The organism is Synechococcus sp. C9 (assembly GCF_022984075.1).
Taxonomy (GTDB): Bacteria; Cyanobacteriota; Cyanobacteriia; order Gloeomargaritales; family Gloeomargaritaceae; genus Gloeomargarita.
This window is the reverse complement of sequence record NZ_JALAAD010000001.1, coordinates 2728255-2746315: the sequence shown is the minus strand read 5'-3', so window position 1 is coordinate 2746315 and position 18061 is coordinate 2728255. Positions and strand designations below refer to the sequence as shown.

At 54.9% G+C, this 18061-nt stretch carries 20 protein-coding genes; 11 read left to right on the top strand and 9 right to left on the bottom strand.

Going from position 1 to position 18061, the window contains the following annotated elements:
• Positions 1–91: 91 nt before the first annotated feature.
• Entirely contained in the window at positions 92–1048 is a 957-nt protein-coding gene (locus MLD66_RS13390; RefSeq protein ID WP_247218683.1) for a DUF4335 domain-containing protein, read from the bottom strand.
• Positions 1045–1665, bottom strand: a complete 621-nt coding sequence (locus MLD66_RS13385; RefSeq protein WP_247218674.1) for a DUF3038 domain-containing protein — start codon at positions 1663–1665, stop codon at positions 1045–1047. The genes MLD66_RS13390 and MLD66_RS13385 overlap by 4 nt, the downstream gene beginning before the upstream one ends.
• A 131-nt stretch (positions 1666–1796) precedes the next feature.
• Here MLD66_RS13385 and MLD66_RS13380 point away from each other — a divergent pair, with 131 nt between their 5' ends.
• Positions 1797–2813: a zinc-dependent alcohol dehydrogenase family protein gene (locus MLD66_RS13380; RefSeq protein ID WP_339397010.1), complete on the top strand. Its 1017-nt coding sequence runs from the start codon at positions 1797–1799 to the stop codon at positions 2811–2813.
• A gap of 346 nt (positions 2814–3159) precedes the next feature.
• Here the strand turns inward: MLD66_RS13380 and MLD66_RS13375 are convergent, their stop codons facing one another.
• Both MLD66_RS13375 and MLD66_RS13370 read right to left on the bottom strand, forming a co-directional pair.
• On the bottom strand, positions 3160–3792 hold the full coding sequence (locus MLD66_RS13375) for a phosphoribosylanthranilate isomerase (RefSeq protein ID WP_247218672.1): 633 nt from the start codon (positions 3790–3792) through the stop codon (positions 3160–3162).
• Complete coding sequence (locus MLD66_RS13370; RefSeq protein WP_247219153.1) at positions 3792–4565, bottom strand: MlaE family lipid ABC transporter permease subunit; 774 nt, start codon at positions 4563–4565, stop codon at positions 3792–3794. Before MLD66_RS13370 ends, MLD66_RS13375 begins: the two co-directional genes overlap by 1 nt.
• Before the next feature lie 509 nt (positions 4566–5074).
• Between MLD66_RS13370 and MLD66_RS13365 the strand changes: the two genes are divergently transcribed.
• Positions 5075–5245, top strand: coding sequence for a replication restart DNA helicase PriA (locus MLD66_RS13365; protein WP_247218670.1), 171 nt, complete (start codon positions 5075–5077; stop codon positions 5243–5245).
• Here the strand turns inward: MLD66_RS13365 and MLD66_RS13360 are convergent.
• Together MLD66_RS13360 and MLD66_RS13355 are read right to left on the bottom strand one after the other, a co-directional pair.
• Complete coding sequence (locus MLD66_RS13360) at positions 5211–7331, bottom strand: cellulose synthase catalytic subunit (RefSeq protein WP_247218667.1); 2121 nt, start codon at positions 7329–7331, stop codon at positions 5211–5213. The two genes, MLD66_RS13365 and MLD66_RS13360, sit on opposite strands and share 35 nt — an antisense overlap.
• 56 nt (positions 7332–7387) lie before the next feature.
• Positions 7388–7597: a hypothetical protein gene (locus tag MLD66_RS13355; protein WP_247218665.1), complete on the bottom strand. Its 210-nt coding sequence runs from the start codon at positions 7595–7597 to the stop codon at positions 7388–7390.
• A gap of 141 nt (positions 7598–7738) precedes the next feature.
• Here MLD66_RS13355 and MLD66_RS13350 point away from each other — a divergent pair, with 141 nt between their 5' ends.
• From MLD66_RS13350 to menA, 6 genes are all read left to right on the top strand, one after another.
• Positions 7739–8323 carry an alpha/beta hydrolase gene (locus tag MLD66_RS13350; protein ID WP_247218663.1) on the top strand — a complete coding sequence of 195 codons (585 nt, stop codon included), beginning with the start codon at positions 7739–7741 and terminating at the stop codon, positions 8321–8323.
• A gap of 39 nt (positions 8324–8362) precedes the next feature.
• Positions 8363–9025 carry a DNA integrity scanning protein DisA nucleotide-binding domain protein gene (locus MLD66_RS13345; RefSeq protein WP_281438479.1) on the top strand — a complete coding sequence of 221 codons (663 nt, stop codon included), beginning with the start codon at positions 8363–8365 and terminating at the stop codon, positions 9023–9025.
• A gap of 47 nt (positions 9026–9072) precedes the next feature.
• Complete coding sequence (locus MLD66_RS13340) at positions 9073–9837, top strand: isoprenyl transferase (protein WP_247218660.1); 765 nt, start codon at positions 9073–9075, stop codon at positions 9835–9837.
• 148 nt (positions 9838–9985) lie between these two features.
• Complete coding sequence (locus tag MLD66_RS13335; RefSeq protein WP_247218659.1) at positions 9986–10948, top strand: LysR family transcriptional regulator; 963 nt, start codon at positions 9986–9988, stop codon at positions 10946–10948.
• Between the two features lie 89 nt (positions 10949–11037).
• A protein-coding gene (locus MLD66_RS13330) for an IS630 family transposase (RefSeq protein ID WP_247218657.1) occupies positions 11038–12100 on the top strand; the annotation gives its coding sequence in 2 pieces (ribosomal slippage) (positions 11038–11486 and positions 11485–12100; 1065 coding nt in all).
• 107 nt (positions 12101–12207) lie between these two features.
• Positions 12208–13104: a 2-carboxy-1,4-naphthoquinone phytyltransferase gene (gene menA, locus MLD66_RS13325; RefSeq protein WP_247218656.1), complete on the top strand. Its 897-nt coding sequence runs from the start codon at positions 12208–12210 to the stop codon at positions 13102–13104.
• On the opposite strand, the gene ybeY is transcribed toward menA, so the two are convergent.
• Entirely contained in the window at positions 13039–13572 is a 534-nt protein-coding gene (gene ybeY / locus MLD66_RS13320) for an rRNA maturation RNase YbeY (RefSeq protein ID WP_247218654.1), read from the bottom strand. The genes menA and ybeY overlap by 66 nt on opposite strands.
• Positions 13529–13681: a hypothetical protein gene (locus tag MLD66_RS13315; protein ID WP_247218645.1), complete on the bottom strand. Its 153-nt coding sequence runs from the start codon at positions 13679–13681 to the stop codon at positions 13529–13531. The genes ybeY and MLD66_RS13315 overlap by 44 nt, the downstream gene beginning before the upstream one ends.
• Positions 13682–14184: 503 nt before the next feature.
• On the opposite strand from MLD66_RS13315, the gene MLD66_RS13310 reads away from it, so the two are divergent.
• From MLD66_RS13310 to MLD66_RS13300, 3 genes are all read left to right on the top strand, one after another.
• On the top strand, positions 14185–15435 hold the full coding sequence (locus MLD66_RS13310) for a CCA tRNA nucleotidyltransferase (protein WP_247218643.1): 1251 nt from the start codon (positions 14185–14187) through the stop codon (positions 15433–15435).
• Between the two features lie 76 nt (positions 15436–15511).
• The gene (gene rlmB, locus MLD66_RS13305; RefSeq protein ID WP_247218641.1) at positions 15512–16429 is read left to right on the top strand and encodes a 23S rRNA (guanosine(2251)-2'-O)-methyltransferase RlmB; all 918 of its coding nucleotides are present in this window, start codon (positions 15512–15514) and stop codon (positions 16427–16429) included.
• 156 nt (positions 16430–16585) lie between these two features.
• Complete coding sequence (locus tag MLD66_RS13300) at positions 16586–16903, top strand: DUF1816 domain-containing protein (protein WP_247218639.1); 318 nt, start codon at positions 16586–16588, stop codon at positions 16901–16903.
• On the opposite strand, the gene MLD66_RS13295 is transcribed toward MLD66_RS13300, so the two are convergent.
• Positions 16885–18057 (bottom strand): glycosyltransferase, encoded by a 1173-nt coding sequence (locus MLD66_RS13295; RefSeq protein WP_247218638.1) that lies wholly within the window; start codon positions 18055–18057, stop codon positions 16885–16887. The genes MLD66_RS13300 and MLD66_RS13295 overlap by 19 nt on opposite strands.
• Between the last annotated feature and the right edge of the window lie 4 nt (positions 18058–18061).

Here is an 18061-nt window from a genome sequence, read left to right as displayed (position 1 = left end):
CCAATACCCCTATTTTAAGGGCATCTCTGCCCAGCGGTCACACCGGTATTTTCCCCATGTCTGGTTCTCGATATAAGGTACGACCCAAATCTTAATAAGGACTGACTTCCAGTGCCCCATTTTGCCTAAAGACCACTCGAAATTCCGCAACCACTTGCCCCGGTTGCCGTAACTTCTCTAGGGGTAACAATTGTTCTTCCCCGGTGGCGGCTCCCAGGGGGGTGAAATTGACAATCTTCCCCTCCCGATTGACCCCCACCCGGAAACTCATGTCCTGGGTGATCCGCTCCGTCCAGGCGGCGTTGATTTCCTCGTACACCTGGATGAGTAACCGGCTCGCATCCACCGATTCCAAGGCGACGGTGGGGCTGGGGGTCGGCGTGATGGTTGGACTAGGGGTGGGGGTTGCCGTTGGAGTCGCTATCGGGGTAACAGTCGGGCTAGGGCTGGCGGTGGGCGTTGGTTCCCCACTGGTCTGAGTCGCAGTTTCCCGCAGTTCCCGAGGGGGTTCGATCTTCGGGGTGGGCAATAATGCCAGGGCAAGGGCGGCAGTGGCTAGGGTGGCTAACCCCACTCCGGCAGGCAGGGTCTGCTGAGAAATTTTGAGGCTCCGGGGAATGCGGGGCACCAGGTTCAGCGTCCAGTCCGGCAGGGTTTGGGGGTCGCTCATGCCCTGGTCACAGGCTTCCAAGAGGTCAAACAGTTGAATGGTGGTCAAATCCAGTTGTACCGGTTCCCTTGCGTCCTGCAAGAGTTCCGGGTGTACCCGCAGGCGATGCTGATGTTGGGACAACGGTTCCAGGGCGACTGGCCCGGCGGGATGGACGGGGATGGGTTCCCGGTAGCTCAAAAAATTCTGCACATACTCGCTCACCGTCTGGGACAACTGCTCCAGTAATTCACTGCCCCCCCGCATGGGTTGCTCCAGCCCCGGCAGGTAACAATCCATCTGGATCAATACCGCCAGTGGCCCCCCGGCTTGGGTGGTAAACCCCTCCAGGATCAGGGTGCAATGGGGTAAACGGTATTCCCGCAGAACCGTACTCACAGCACCTCACCGATAAATAAACTTGCCCACAGCCGTTGTGCCCCACAGGTGCCGGTGCAGAACAACAGCTGATGCAGAAGGTCAATTGCCAGTAGGTTCAACCGGGCATCATCCCGATAGATTTGCAGGCGTTCCCGGCGCAGGTTCATCCGCTTGCGAAAATGGGTGCGAAACCGTTGGCAATAGTCATCCAAACGGGGGTGATGGCGAATGTCCACCCCATGCTGTTGCAGTTGTTCCCCCGCTAACAGCAGTTGCCGGATCAAAATGGTAAGCCGTTTGGCGAGATACACCAGCACCAAAATCAACGCCCTGGCTTGATTCAAGGTCAATAAACGGCGGTTGTAGGCACGGCGCAGGGGATTGGCTCCCCGCAATTGCCAGAGCAGGACCCGGTTGGGGATTACGGCGGTGAGTTCCAACTCCTTGACCACCATCATCATCAGTTCCGCCCCCGTGCGATCCAACGCTTCAATCGCCAGCAACAGCAAATCCAATTTACCCGCCACCACCGGCGGACACAGCCCCTGGGCAAGGGGAGGTTCCGGGTCAGGCAGGAGTTGCAGTGCCAGCACCCCAGCAGTATCGAGTTCCGTGGCGGACGATTGGGTCATCATGGGCAAATCACTTTAGGCACCAATTTACCAGTTTACGAGAACCAGAGGGGATGTGGGGAGCATTCAGGCATCATCGGGTCAATCATAAAGTTAAAATTACCATTGCGCCTACGCAACGCCGGGTCACGTTCATGTCTGTAATGTCGGCAATTGTCATGACCAACCCTGGAGAACCAGAGGTTTTGCGCCATCAATCGGTTCCCCGACCGGAAATTCAATTTCCCCACCAAGTACTCGTCCAGGTGAAGGCGGCGAGTGTCAACCCCATTGATACCAAACTGCGGCGACGGGGGACGCTCCTACATCCGGGGCAACCCGCCATCCTGGGGTGTGACGGCAGTGGGGTGGTGGTGGCCTGTGGTTCGCAGGTGAAACGATTTCAACCGGGTCAGGCGGTGTACTACTGCATGGGGGGACTGGGGGGCATGACCGGCAGTTATGCGGAATTTATCGTCCTGCCCGAAACCGCCCTAGCGCCCAAACCGGCACGGCTCAGTTTTGCGGAAGCGGCGGCGCTCCCCCTGGTGGGCATTACCGCTTGGGAAGCCCTGTTTGACCGGGGCCAGGTGCAAGGGGGGGAAACCGTACTGGTTCATGCCGGAGCCGGGGGGGTGGGGCATATCGCCCTGCAATTGGCTAAATATCGGGGTGCCAAAGTACTTACTACCGTCAGTTCCCTCGCCAAGGGACAGTTTGCCCAGGATTTAGGAGCCGATGGGGTGATCTACTACCGGGAAACCGACTTTGGGCAGGCAGTGCAGTACGCCACCCAAGGACGAGGGGTGGATTGTGCCCTGGATACGGTCGGGGGCGAGACCTTTCACCAAACCCCAGCGGCGGTGCGGTACTACGGACGGGTCGTGACCCTCTTGCAACCCCCACCCACGGGACAGGGATGGGAAATCGCCCGCCAGCGCAATTTGACCGTCGGCTATACCCTGATGCTCACCCCCCAAACCGCCAATTTACCCCAGGAACAGGTGCGCCAAACCGGCATTTTAGAACAACTGGCAGATTTAGTGGCGGCGGGACGGGTGCGGGTAAACGTGGCCCAGACCTACCCCCTAGCGGAAGCGGCTACGGCCCATCGCCATCTGGAACGGGGGGGATTGGTCGGCAAATTGGTTCTCCTCCCTGCTTCAAGCTAGAAGAATCCTAAATGAGAATAGAACAGGAGTGGCAGGGGCATTGTCCCAGTAGTCGTTGCTAATGCCCATAGCAGTCCTAAATAAACATAGGGGTCGCAGGGGCACCGCCCCCGTACTTGGTTCTGAAAAATTGCTGTTCGTTAATCGAGTAGAATTGTTATATATGGCAAACATTGGGGGGGCAATCGGATGAAACAAGCAGGTTGGCGGGTGGACTCACGGGGTCGGCCTGGGAAACGCAAGGGCAAAAGCACACCCCGGAAACGACAACAAGCTCTGGCTCGCATTCAAGCGGCGGTGCAAAAAATCAAAAATCAAAACCCACGAACCCCCAACCAGGGGTTTTTTAATGCCCTGCGACCTCCTGCAACAGTTGCGCCACCCGTGCCAAATCCTTGACCCCAGGGGCAATTTCCACCCCACTCGATACATCAATGCCAGCCGGTTGGGTTTGGGCAATCGCAACCCGACAATTTTCCGGCGTGACCCCCCCCGCTAACCACCAAGACCCATTTAACCCATGATTGCGCAACATCTGCCAATCCCAAGCCAGCCCCGTACCCCCCAAATTGTGCGGATGATAGGCATCCAACAGCACCCGGTTCACCCAAGGAAGATAGGCGGCAATTGACCCTAAACTCGCCGCAGACCGCACCCGAATCGCTTTGATCAGCAGAACCTCAGGCAAAGTTTCCCGCAGGACTTGACAATCCGCCGGGGACTCTTCCCCATGCAATTGCACCCCATTAAACCCGTTCCCCTGAACCGCCTCGATGATCGCTGGCAAAGGGCTTCGGGCAAACACCCCCACCCGCCACACCGGATAATCAGCGAGGGCTTGGTTCAGTGCCCGTTGTTGGGCAGGAGCCACATACCGGGGCGAGTTGGAGACACAGACCAGCCCCACCGCCGTTACCCCCAGCCGTGCAATGGCAACCGCCTGATCCACCCGGGTCAACCCACAAATTTTTATCTCCATCAGCCCACCGAGGTCTCCAAGCCCCGAAACATCAACCAGGATAGGAAAAAATCCGAAACAAAAATGGCTAATAGCCCCGTCACCACCGCCGCCGTCGTCGCTTGCCCCACCCCTTTCGCCCCACCGGTAGTAGTCAAACCCCAGCCACAGCCAATGGTCGCCACCAACATCCCAAAAATTGCCCCTTTGATCAACGCCTTGACCATATCCCAGCCATCCATAAATTGCTGTACCGAGTCCATAAACTGAGATATACTAAGATTGTACATACTATTGGCAATCATAACTCCACCCGTAACCCCCACCACAAAGGCAACCACAGTGAGTAATGGCACCATCAAAATGCAAGCCAACACTCGGGGCAAAACCAAATAATCCACCGGGTCGGTTTTAAGCATATAGAGGGCATCAATCTGTTCCGTAACCTGCATGGTACCCAACTCAGCGGCAAAAGCGGCTCCCACCCGCCCCGCCACGATCACAGCGGTTAACACCGGCGCCAACTCCCGCACCAGCGCCAGCGCCAACACCCCCCCGACCAAATCCCCGGAACCAAACTGGATAAATTCCCGTGCCACCTGAATCGTAAAGACCATCCCCACAAACGAACCCGTGAGAATCACCACCAGCAGGGATTCGGGACCCACCACTTCCAGTTGGGTGAGCAGATTGCGCCGATGTACCCGCCCCTGGAGCAGATGCACCAGCACCTGTCCCCACAGCAACACCGTACTGCCAAACCGTTGCCCCCACCGCCAGGATTGCCCAAACATGACCATGCCCTTCACCTACTACCGTGATTTCACAAGCATAAAATAGGTTACCTGTGAAACTCCACATTCATATAGCAATTCTACTTGATTTGCAAATAAAAATGTTCCAGAACCAAATACGGGGGCGGTGCCCCTGCGACCCCTGTTCTATTCCCATTTAGGACTGCTATATTTTCATCTAAAATCACAACATTTATCTTTTGCCCTCCATAAATCATCCATCAATACGACCCAGGGGGCAGTGGTCTTGCAAACTTTAATTTTCTAACCATAAAATTTTTAGAATAATTTTAGAATAATTAAAATATTTCTCACGATTCAGATGAGATTACCATCCCTGGCTGGGGGTACAAACCCGTAGAACACCTAAAAATGTCCTAAAATTTGCTGTACTACGTGGGACATATCTCCAAAGATTCATTAAGAGAAAACCACAAAATGAATGGGCTTATTTATGATGGGGATCAAGGATAACCGATAATAAACCCATTTTTAGAGGATTACCAAAAATGCCATCAGAACTGGTTCGTTGCCCCAACTGCGGCCAATACGCCCAGCGTTCCCTCCAGACGGAGTCCGGTCGGTTGGAGACGGAATGTCCCCACTGTGATTACCTGATGATCCTCCACGCCGCCAGCGGCCAGGTCATCGAAGCCTATGCGCCGGGACTCTATCCCTAAGCTGTGCCCGCAACGGCCAACGTACTAAGGACTGCAACAGCCACCCCAGAGAACGCCATTCCCCCGGCACCTGCCGCTCCTGCCATTGTCCCGGACGGCAAAAAAGTAGGGGAATCAACCGCCGTTCCTGCTCAAGGGTGAGGTTTGTCCAGGCGAGGGTCACCCGTCCAGCCTCCTGGTGGTGCGGTTGGGCGGTGAGGGTCAGCCCCACCTCCGGTAAGGTCACGGTAACGGGTTCCCGGGTTAATCGTCCCTGGGTCAGGGTCACAGTGGCTCCCAGTTCCGACATCTGCTCGGTCACGCCCCAGGCGGTACGCTCTCCCTGCCGGAATTGCACCAGTTTCTGCAGGGGGAACCAAGGATAGGGCGAGGCTTGGGGGGCATCCACTAAAGCCAGACAAGCCAAGCACAACATGATTAAATTGTAAATACTCCAGACCCAGACCCATTGCCAGCCCTGGGTGAGCATGAACCACACAAAGCAGGCGAAATTCAGCCCCAAAAACACCAGCAGGGGGGTGATCAACGGCCAATTCACCGTAAATTGGGAATTGCTCAAGCCCTTGGGGGTGACCCGAAACCCCCGACCAAAGGGGCGCACTAGGGTTTGCCATACCGCCACACTTACCGGCCAGCAGGTGGTCAACACGTACAAATCGGCTGTGAGAAGGGAGCGGCTACGGCCATTGAGCCAAGGATAAACGATAAATTGGGCTAAATAATAGGGCAAAAAATAATACAAAAGTTCTGCAGATGTTGCCCGAAATGGTAGGGTGTTGAACAGAGCAACCAGGACAGGGATCAACAAAAAACCTACCCGTGCCCAGGCAGTAAACCAATTTAACAAGCCTTCCAAGTGGGCTAACCGCTGTTTGACATTTAAGCCCGGAATGGTGAGGGGATTACTGGGGATGAATAAGCCCTGCACCGTCCCCTGGGCCCAGCGCAGACGTTGGCTGATATGGGCGGCCATATTCTCAGCCGCTAAGCCAGCACTGAGTTTCTCTTGCAGGTAAATCACCTCATACCCCCGTGCCGCCAACTCGACCCCCGTGAAATAGTCCTCACTCAGGGAGGTAGTGACGAACCCACCGATGGCCTCCAGGGGTGCCCGCCGTACCACCAGGGATGTCCCGGAGCAGATCACCCCCTGTACCCCGTCCCGCATGGGCTGAATCTGTCGGTAAAAAATCTCCTCCTCCGGGGTCAGCACCCCACTCAGTCCCAAATTGTGCGCCACCGGGTCAGGGTTGTAAAACGTCTGGGGGGTTTGCACCAGTGCCACCTGGGAATTTTGGAAAAACCCCACCGTGCGGGTGAGAAAATTGCGGGTGGGGATAAAGTCCGCATCAAATACAGCAACCAATTCCCCTTGGGTCAGGGGCAGGGCATGGTTCAAATTCCCCGCTTTGGCATGGCGGTTATCCGGGCGGGTCAGGTATTCGCACCCCAATTCCTGCGCCAGTGTCCGTATCTCCGGGCGACGGGTATCGTCGAGCAGGTAAATCCGTTTCGGTTCATAATCCAGGGCTTGACACCCCAAAATCGTCCGTTTCAGGATAAACGCCGGTTCATTGTAGGTAGGGATGAGAATATCAACGGTGGGACGGTATTTGCCTGCGGTCACCGCTACACTGTACACATCCGCTTCGGCGCGCCGGTCACGGGTTTGCGCCATCAAAAATAACTGAATCCAGCCCCCGGCGGAACTCAGCACCTCCAGCGCCAGAAACGCCAGGGAAAACATTGCCAACCCCCAGGATTCCCAGCGCAGGGTGCCCAACACCCGCCAGAGCAGATACCGCCCCGCCAACACCAGCAGGATTGCCAGCAGAATCAGGCGTGACCAAGTGCCCGGTCGGGGATAGAGGCGGGTAATTGCCCAGCACACCCCGGTAATGGTGAGGGCGATCCCCCACAGGGACAAGGGTTCCGTCACGGGCACCGCCAGCCAGGTCGGGGGCAGGATGAGGTTCAAAAGTTGGATCACGCCCCAGCCCGCCAGCAGAGCCATTCCCAGCGCCCACCAAGGGAAACCAGGCGTGGGCAAAGGGGGCGACCCAATCAACCGGCGAAGCTGAATCATAACCAAGTACTCCCTGAAATCCTTGTCTCTGATACGCAACGCCCCAGGTTCCGGTTCTAGGCAGGGGGGTATCCCGGCAGGTTCCCCTTCTCCAACTGCCGCAACATCCGTTGGGGGGCACTGTTCTGCGCCACCTCCACCAAATGATCCAGGTCGTGTTCCGCCACAAATTTCAACGCCTGCGCCAAATGCTCCCGGTGGGGACAATCTTCTCCCAGGATGCAACCGTTAACACAGGCTTCCGCACAGTTAATGGTGGTGGTCATAACTATTAAGAATTGTGAATAGTTTTACTTTATCCCCCGAGGGGAGCGGGTGGCAAATCCAGGGAACTCCCCCCCCCAGGGATAGTCCTGGTAAAGTGCTAATGTAAACCAGAACTTTTCGGAGCAAACAGGAGCATATCTATGCTGGGAGTAACCCTGCGGCGTGGTTTGGTGGGTGCGGTCTTGGCTTGGGGGTTATGGGCGTTACCCAGTTGGGCGGCGGATCAGATCATGGTGAAATTTGGTCCGATTAGTACCCCAGTGACCGTGAATGACCTACAAACCTTGGCGACGACGGGACAAGCTTCGGAACGCCTGACCAGCTTGTTGGGGTTAGCTGGGATACAAGCCGCCGATGCCCAGAAATTTTTGTCCACCCCCGTACCGGTGCAACCAGCCACCCTAGATAAAATAGTCAATAGTTTTGTGGGGAACATCATTCTCAGCCAAGTGGCGACTTTTATCCAACCGGTGAATGGGGGCGACGGGGTGGCGGCGATCAAAACGGGGTTGAGTCAGTCCGCCCAGAATAATCCCATCACCCTCATCAATTTGATCAAAAACTACCCCGGTGATATGACCGTGGATGCCCAAAAGGCAATGGCGATCTATAAGCAAATCCAGGCGGATGCCCAAAATTTACCCCAGGTATTGGCGGCTGTGGATGAACTTCTTCCCCTGGTCATGCCGGGATTTAAGTTCAGTGCGGGTTGTTTGCCCCGTTAGTTCGGTCAACCCATCCGGCAGGGGGCAGTCACAACGGTGATGAGCGAACCCTGGGATGCCCTGCTGGTGGTGGGGGTGTTGGTCTGTCTGCCCTTGTTGTTGGGGTGGCGGGGGCTGGCTGTAGCCCTGGTGGCGGGACTAGCTCTATGGGCGGAGGCGCACCATCTGCCCTGGACCGCCCAGGGGTTGGGGTTGGGGGCAATCCTGGTGGGGGTACTCCCCCGGTGGCGGTGGGGACGAACGGATTGGCAACCGCCTGCGCAGGATACGGGGGTGATTCTCAAGGTGGTTACCGAATGTACGCAAAGACGGTGGGGCGCGTTGGTGGTGTGGCTGGCTCCCTCAGCGGATATGCCCCATACCCTGCCCGGCGTGAAACTCCAGGCGCAACTTTCGGCGGAACTCCTACTCAGTTTGCTCTCTCCCCTCAGCCCACTCCACGATGGGGCAGTGGTGGTACGCAGTGGCATGGTGCTAGCCGCCGGGGTGATTGTCCCCATCTCGACCGCACCAATGGCTCTGGGCTTGGGCACCCGTCATCGAGCCGCCCTAGGGGTAACGGAATACCAACCGGACGGGCTGGCAATTGTGGTATCTGAAGAAACCGGGCAGGTCGCCCTAGCGCGCCGGGGTCAACTCTTGACCAATCTCACCCTGGAGCAACTGCGGGAACAACTGGAACGGGGGAAAAATCGCCTATGATGCTCACATCATCCCTTAATTTTGTTTTTAGTTTTTAGCACCAGCGCATGACCCATTCCCAACCCAGCACCGCTACCCACCCTCTGCGGACCTTGCCTGCGGATTTAGACCCCCAGCGTTTGCCCCAGCACGTGGCGGTGATCATGGACGGCAATGGGCGGTGGGCCCGGCAACGGCATTTACCCCGGGTCATGGGGCATCAACAGGGGGTGGAAACCCTCAAGGAACTTTTGCGCTGTTGTCGGGATTGGGGGATTCCCCACCTGACCTGCTACGCCTTTTCCACAGAAAACTGGGGGCGACCGGGCTTGGAGGTGGAATTTTTGCTCACCCTATTTGAGCGGGTACTGCGCCAGGAATTGCAGGAGTTGATCCGGGAGCAGGTGCGGATTGAATTTGTGGGGCAGTTGCAGGCGCTTCCCCAAAGTTTGCAGACCCAAATCAGCGAAGCGGTGGCGTTGACCCGACATCACCAGCGGGTGTGGTTGACCGTAGCGACCAATTACGGCGGGCGGCAGGAGATCGTGCGTGCCTGTCAAGCCCTAGCGCAACAGGTGCAACGGGGGGAACTGGCACCGGAAGACATTGACGAAACCCGGTTTGCCCAGCAGTTGTACACGTCATCGAGTCCCGACCCGGATTTGTTGATCCGCACCAGCGGTGAGATGCGCCTGAGTAATTTTCTGCTGTGGCAGATTGCCTACGCCGAGTTGTACGTCACGGAGACCCTCTGGCCGGATTTTGACCGGGCGAGTTTTCACCAAGCCCTCGTCGCTTTTCAGCAACGGCAACGGCGATTTGGGCGTTTATGAGCGGGCCATCAGGGTGGCTTTTACCGAGGGGGTAACAAGCGGGATTTTGGTGAATTGAGCCAGTTTATATGCCAAAAAATTTACAAAAATGTCCCGAACGGATACCGAAACCCGTACTGTATGAATAAGTGATTGCCGCTCAACGTCCATGACTGAATTACCCTTTACTTTGGACCAACTCCGCATCCTCAAGGCGATTGCCGCCGAAGGGAGCTTCAAACGGGCCGCCGACACGCTCTATGTGTCCCAACCGGCGGTGAGTTTGCAGGTGCAAAATTTGGAGCGGCAGTTGAATGTGCCCCTGTTTGACCGGGGGGGACGGCGGGCGCAACTGACGGAGGCGGGGCATTTACTCCTGCACTACGGGGATAAAATTCTCGCTCTGTGCGAGGAAACCTGTCGGGCGTTGGAGGATTTGCAAAACCTGCAAGGGGGGACTTTAATCGTGGGGGCATCCCAGACCACGGGCACCTATCTCATGCCCCGGTTGATCGGTATTTTTCGCCAGCGGTATCCCCAGGTGTCGGTGCGACTGCAGGTGCATTCCACCCGGCGTACCTGTTGGAGTGTGGCGAATGGGCAATTGGATTTGGCGATTATTGGCGGCGAAGTGCCCCCGGAATTGCAGGATTCCCTGGACGTGCGCGCCTTTGCGGAGGATGAATTGGTATTGATTTTGCCCCCAAAACATCTGCTCAGTCGGGGGGATGTGATCACCCGGGACGAACTGTACCAACTGCGTTTTATCACCCTGGATGCCCAGTCCACCATCCGCAAGGTGATTGATAAAATCCTCAGCCAGTACGGTATTGATACCAGCCGGTTTCGAGTGGAGATGGAATTAAATTCGATTGAGGCAATTAAAAATGCGGTGCAATCCGGGTTGGGAGCGGCTTTTGTCTCAAACTCAGCCATTAGCAAAGAATTAGAACTAGGAACATTACAACGGGTACGGATTGAAAACATTAGCATCCGCCGGATTCTTTGGTTAATTCTTAATCCCAATCGCTACCAATCCCGTGCCGCCGAAACCTTTACCCGTGAGGTGCTGCCCCTCTTTCCCAATTTGCTCCCGGATGCTTTGAAAATTCCCGTTGGCGTGGAATCCTAAAACATATAGCAATCCTAGTTTGATTTAGAACGGTTAAGTGGGCTATACTAACTAATTAAACTGTGAGAGGCACCACTGAGGAGCTAAGAATGCTGACCTGTACAAAGCCAGAAATGGTTGCTCTTTTAGGGGAATTTATCCGCAGTACTTCTGATGTAAGGGAACTGAAACGCGCCTTGGCAGTCAAAATGGCTATAGAAGGTAAACCTTATAGTGAAATTGCCGAATTATTAGAAGTCTATAAGTCGTTTATTACTCGCTGGAAACAAGAGTTTTATGAAAAAGGAATTGAGGGACTTAAACTTGGTTATCATGGTAGAAAAAGCCACCTATTAAAAGAAGAAAGACAGGAAATAATTGACTGGCTACAAACAAAGGGGTACTGGAATTTAGATGAACTAATAACTCATATTGACGCGAATTATGATGTAATTTATCAATCTAAACAAAGTTATTATGACTTGTTTTCAGAAGCAGGAATTGCCTGGAAGAGGTCTCAGAAAGTAAACCCCAAAACCGAGCTAGAAGTCGTAAAAAAAACCAGAAGAAATTCAAGAATTTATACGAGTCAATCAGTCTGAAATCCGGTCAGGACGGTTGGTAGTTCTATTTTCAGATGAGTGTCATTTGTGTTGGGGCGATGTTTGTGGTTATGTGTGGGGGCGGTCAGATATTAGGATAGAAATTCCTATCGTAAATGAACGCAATAGACAAACTTATTTTGGAGCTTTAAACTATCCGACAAAAGAATTTATTCTCCGGGAATATGATGGTGCGAATGGAGCAAGTACTATCGCCTTTGTGAAGTACCTGAGAAGTAAGTTTCGTGGGAAAAGGATTGGGTTAATTTGGGATGGAGCCACCTATCACAAATCACGGGAGATAAAAGAATTTTTTGCCTCAGTAAACCAAGGCAAAGCAGAAAATGAGTGGGAGTTGACTTGTATTTTACTTGCACCAAATTGTCTTGAGCCAAACCCTGTTGAAGATGTGTGGTTACATGGCAAGAATTTTTTGAGAAATTTTTGGTACCGACTCCAATTTTTTTCCACTGTCAAATGGCTATTTAATTTTGCTTTAAGTCATCAGAAATTTGCTTTCCCTAAAATATTCTATTCTCATTTAGGATTGCTATATGGTCATTCTCTGTAGCCCTAGCAATCCTGCCCTGGGGAAACCGGCTAGGGTTTGAAGCGGGTGGTCACCTGCACGTACAATGAAGGCGTTAGTTCCACCATGCCCCTACCCATGCCCCGCCGATGACTGCCCGTGCTGACCTGTGGTTCCAAGCCCTGAATCCCCTGATTTATACCGCCGCCGTTATTCCCGTCCTCGTGGGGACAGCCGCCAGCTACGCCGAAGCCCCGGCATTGGTTAAAACAAATATTTTTCTCTGGGTTCTAGCGGGGGTCGTCCTACTGCAGGCTTGGTTGAATATCACCAATGATGTCTATGATGCGGCCACCGGGGTAGATGTGAACAAACCCTCGTCCCTGGTCAATCTGACGGGTCAACCCATGTTATTACAAATTATTGCGTGGTCGTGCTTGGCTTTGGGGGCGATGTGTATTTATATTGTCAATGCAAATTTGGCGGACAACTGGATTTTGGGAATTTCCGGGCTGGGGATTGCACTGGGGTATTGCTACCAGGGGCCACCCTTTCGCTTCAGCTATCGGGGCTGGGGGGAACCGATGACTTTTGTGGCTTTTGGTCCTCTGGCAACCCTAGCGGCCAGCTATGCCCAATTGGGACGGTTTAGCCTGACGGCATTCTGGGCTTCCCTGGTGGTGGGGTGCTTGGTGACGGGGATCATTTTTGCCCACCATTTTCCCCAGGCGGAGGATGATGCCCGGGCGGGGAAACGCTCCCCGGTGGTGCAATGGGGCGGCCGGCGAGCCAGTCGGATTTATCCCTGGGTGGTTTTGCCTGCCTATGGGGTGACGCTGGTGGGGGTAGGCATGGGCATTTTACCCCTGACGGCCTTGCTCTTTTGGGTCAGTGTTCCCCTAGCCTGGCGGTTGGTCAGCTTTTTGTGGCACCACTACGAAGGTCCAGCCAGCGGCGGAGCCATGCCCTTGGCGGTCGGGTTACACGCTTTGGGGGGGGGTCTCCTGGCGGTCGGGCTGTGGGGCAGTCAGGCCAACCTGTTCTAATAATCGCCGTTGCTGGGTTAACATCTGGGCTAACCGGGTGTCATCGGGATGATCCCAACCCAGGAGGTGCAATAACCCGTGGGCCGTCAACCAGGCCAATTCCTGGGTCACTTGCCCTGCCGTAGCTTGGCGTTGGGCCGTCGGGAGGGAAATGACAATATCCCCCAAAAATAGGGGCGCATCCGGGGCGGTGGGTACCCCCGTTTCCAAGGCACTAAACGCTAAAACATCCGTCGGCGCATCCTGACCCCGATAATCCCGGTTGAGGGTTTGGATTTCCTGGTCATTGGTGAACCGCAAGCCCAATTCGTAGCGGGGGGCCGGGGGTGGGTTCAACGCCGTTAGCCAGTTGGTCAACCATCCCTGCCAGGGTAAATTCCAGGCGGTCGGGTCAACTTGGTGCCAGGTTAGGTCTAATTCCAGTTCAACCACGGGCTGACGAAGGTTTGCGTTCAATGATCCCCGCATCCAGGATTTGCAAGAGTCGCCGCAGGTGTTCCGTCCGCCGTTGGATCGGTTTAAGGGTCAGCACTTGGCAGATCACGGGATGGTTAACATCAATCATATCGTTAGCCATTGTCCATACCTCCAGGGCGCATCGGTGGGTGAGGTTGAGATTACAACTACACTACGAGATTGTACTCAAGTACAAGGTCAAGCGTCGGCACAATTCTTATTACAGTACCTATAGCAATCCTACTTGATTTGCAAATAAAAATGTTCCAGAACCAAGGACGGGGGCGGTGCCCGGCGACGAGAAGTGAGGAGTGAGATTCCCTAGAACCAAATGCGGGGCGGTGCCCTGCGACCCCTGTTCTAAATTCATTTCATTTAGGATTGCTATAAAATACCCTGCATCGAATTCCCAACAGCAATGGGTATGCTAACGATGAGATGGTTGGCTGGCTTAAATTAATAGAGCTACCTATAAAAATAAATTAAAAAAAATAAATTAAGTCTAAGTAAATAGGGCAATCCTCCTCGTTAGCGTGCGTACCATAGGCATACAGAAATTTTCCAGAACCAAGGACGGGGGTGCCCCCCTGCGACCGATATTCTCAATTCATTTAGGATTGCTATATGTCTGATCTGCATCCCTTTGAACCCAAAACGTGGCCTTTTCACCTCACTGATCTACCCCCAGGAGGCTATCTGGTGGGAGGGGCAGTCCGAGATGGCCTCTTGCACCGCCATAAAAAACACTGGGATTTGGATATTATTTTAGCCGTTGATGTGATTCCTTTCGCCCAGAAACTTGCCCAAAAATATCACGCTGGTTTTGTGATTTTAGATGCCGAACGTCAGATTGCTCGACTGGTTTTTCCAGAGTTAACATTAGATTTATGCCAAATGTATGGTGAGGATATTACTACGGATTTAAGTCAGCGGGATTTTACCATTAATGCTATTGCTTGGGATTATCACACCCAGGAACTCCATGATCCCCATCAGGGGCAAAACGACCTGGAAAATCAAATCATTCGCATGATCCAGCCGCAGAATTTACGCCATGACCCCCTACGATTATTGCGCGCCTATCGGTTGGCGGCACAACTAAACTTTACCATTGAATCTGAGACCCATCAAACCATTAAAAATTTAGCATCATTACTCATCAATGTTGCGCCGGAACGAGTTCAAAATGAATTACATTTATTATTCGATACCCATCGGGGGAGTAACCATTTAATCCAGGCTAGTGCGGACGGGATTTTAACCCCTTGGTTTCCCGAGATTCAACCCCATTGGTTGCACTTACTTCCCCGCTGGGATGAACGATTATCTGCTTATCCAGCACTGGCACCCCAATTAGAACGAAAAATACGCCAGGATCGTTCCGTCTTGCACCAACTCAAATTACGTTGTTTACTCCCAGAACATCGGGAAACTGCCCAGCAAATTTTGACCCGGTTGCGCTATAGCCGTGCAGAAATGCAATACATTGATAAATTGATTGCCCTTTGGCCCGTATTCGAGCTATTAATCACCTCGCCCAACCCACCGATCCCGGCGCAATTTGACCTGTTTCAACAGGCAGGGCAGGCACTCCCTGGATTGGTAGCGGTGGCATTAGTCCATGACTACGGCTGGCCGGTGGTGGCAGGTTGGCTGGAACGATTTACCAATCCCCAGGACCCCATTGCCCACGCCCTGCCCCTGGTCAGCGGCCATGATTTGATGGAACGGCTCCACCTGCCCCCGGGCCCCCAGGTCGGTCAACTCCTGCACTGGCTGGCGCTTGCCCATGCCGAAGGGCGAATTTGTACCCCCACAGCGGCTCTGGAATTGGCGGCAACACTCCAGGGAACCACCCCAGCCCCCTCTGCATAAGACAGTATAAAGTTCTTGCCCGCCCCCCCCAGCCCAACCGTTAAACTATAAATTCTGTCGTTGCTTGCCCGTTGTCATGCCTTCCCCGCCCCGCCCCCGGAAACGCCCTGTCCTGTCCAAAAAAAACCTGCGTCCCCAGCCCGCCCCCCGCCTGCCCCGTCCCGTGCGGAAATCAGCACCGCAAGCCCCATCGGCCCTCCCAGCCGACCAGGAATTGACCCCCATCCCCGACCCCCCGGACTATATCTATGGGCGGCATACCGTACTGACCGCTTTGGAACAAAAACAAACCCTGAATCGCATCTGGATCATTCCCTCCCTGCGCTATGACCATCGCTTCCAAACCCTTTTGGCGCAAGCTCAAGGGCAGGGCACGGTCATTGACCAGGTGGATGCCACCCGTCTGGATCAACTGACCCAAGGCGCCAGGCACCAAGGGGTGGTTGCCCAGGTCGCCCCCTATCGCTATTGGGATTTAGCCCAATTTCTGGAACGGCTCCGCCCCCATCCCCATCCCCTGGTGGTGGTCGCTGAAGGCATTATGGACCCGCAAAATTTGGGTGCCATCATCCGCACCACCGAAGCCCTGGGCGGCCAAGGGCTGATCATTCCCCAACGGCGGTGTGTGGGGGTCACCAGCACCGTAGCCAAAGTGGCAACCGGAGCCTTGAGCCATCTGCCCATCGTCCGGGTCGTCAACCTCACCCGCACCCTCGAAGAACTGAAAACCGCCGGGTTTTGGAGCTATGCCCTGGTACCCGAAGCCACCACCCGCCTGGAACAGGTGCAATTTTCCGGCCCGGTCGCCCTGGTCGTCGGCTCCGAAGGCACGGGTCTGACCCTCAACCTGCGCCGCCACTGTGACGTTTCCCTGTGCATCCCCCTCGCGGGCAAAACCCCTAGCCTCAACGCCGCCGTCGCCTGTGCCATTGCCCTCTACGAAGTGCGCCGCCAACACCCCCCCGCCCGGTTGGTGGACAAAATATCAGACTGATATAGCGCATCAATATGAGTCTCGCTCCTGAAAATCGTTACAAAACTTTAAGGATAATTACAAAAATTTAGTATCACTTTCGGTAGAATCTAGGTAAAACCATTTTGACAAAGGGTTGGGCGGCTCGAGCAGTGGCGTTACTGGTGGTATTTTCCTATGAGATTCCAAGATTCGTTTCGCGAATTGTTTACCTCGGTGTTGGAGCGGGTGGGGTTGGCTTGGTGGGTGAAGATTCGCACGACCCGCCCTGCCTGTGAATACTACTTTGGACCCTTTGCGACCCGACAGGAGGCGATGATGGCGCAACCGGGCTACCTCGAAGACCTAATGGGGGAACAGGCGGAGGGGATCACCTGGGAAATTTGTCAAGCCCGCCCCCAGGCGTTGACCATCGAAAACCCGCCGGAAACCGCCCCCGCCCCGGCGAATGGTCTGCCCCCCCGTCCCAAAGAGCCTCAACTCCCCTTGGGATAGACCCGCCCTTTCCAGGCTGACCCCCGTCCTCGCCAATGTTGCCAGGCGGAATCCAGGGTCATGAGCGTATAAAGTCCAGCGGCTAGGGGTAGGGTTAATCCCCACACTGTCGGTAAATTGTACCAACGTAAGGTGGGACGATACAAAGCTCCCATCAAGCCCCAGGTCAAGCCAGTCACCGCCACCAGCCAGGGAATGCCCCGGACCAGCCCCCAGCCCAATCCCAGTGGGGGGAATAGGTACATCAACCCCATCCCCAGCACCGTCCCCAGCAACAGCCAGGGGGAATAGTGCAATTGGGTGAACGCCGTGCGGCTGACCATGCCCCAGGTACTCGCCAAAGTGCCGTAGGGACGCACGCTGAAGGTACTACTGGTCAACCCCAGCCAAATGGGCACCCCCAACCCCTTCACCCGTTGCGCCAGGGTGCAATCGTCAATCAACGCCCCCTGCAAACTGCCAAAGCCCCCCAGTTGTTCCAGCACTGTTTGGGCTAACAAAATACAGCCCCCCGCCGCCGCCGCCGTCCGTTTTGTTGGGTCATTCACCCAGGGAAAGGGATAAAGTTTCTGGAAAAAAAACACAAACGCCGGAATCAGCAGGCAGTCCCAAACGGATTCACAGCGCAACCGCACCATCCAGGACACCAGCCCCAACCCTTGACGTTCCGCCTGGGTGACCAACTGCGCCAGACTGTCCGGGGCATGGCAAATATCCGCATCCGTTAGTAAAAGATACTTAAATTTATCCGGTGTTTGCGCCTGCGCTTGTACTGCTTGCCAGCCCTGTTCCAATGCCCAGAGTTTTCCCGACCAGCCCGCCGGTAACGCCCTGCCCGTGAGAATATGTAATCGTTCCGTACCCCCCAACGCCTGGGCAATTTGCGCCGCCACTGCCCCCGTCCCATCCTCGCTTTGGTCATCAATCAACCAGATTTCCCAAGCCCCCCCATACTGCTGTTGTAATAAAGAAGGCAAGGTTTGGGGTAAAGCGTTGGCTTCATTGCGTGCGGGGATCAGCACCGCCACCCCTGGGCAATCGGTCAACGGTTCCGACGGAGGGGGCAACACCTGGTCCGCCCGCCAAAACCCACCCCGTCCCAACCACAGCCCCAGCCACCCCAGCAACGCCACACCCATCACCCAGACCCACATACTG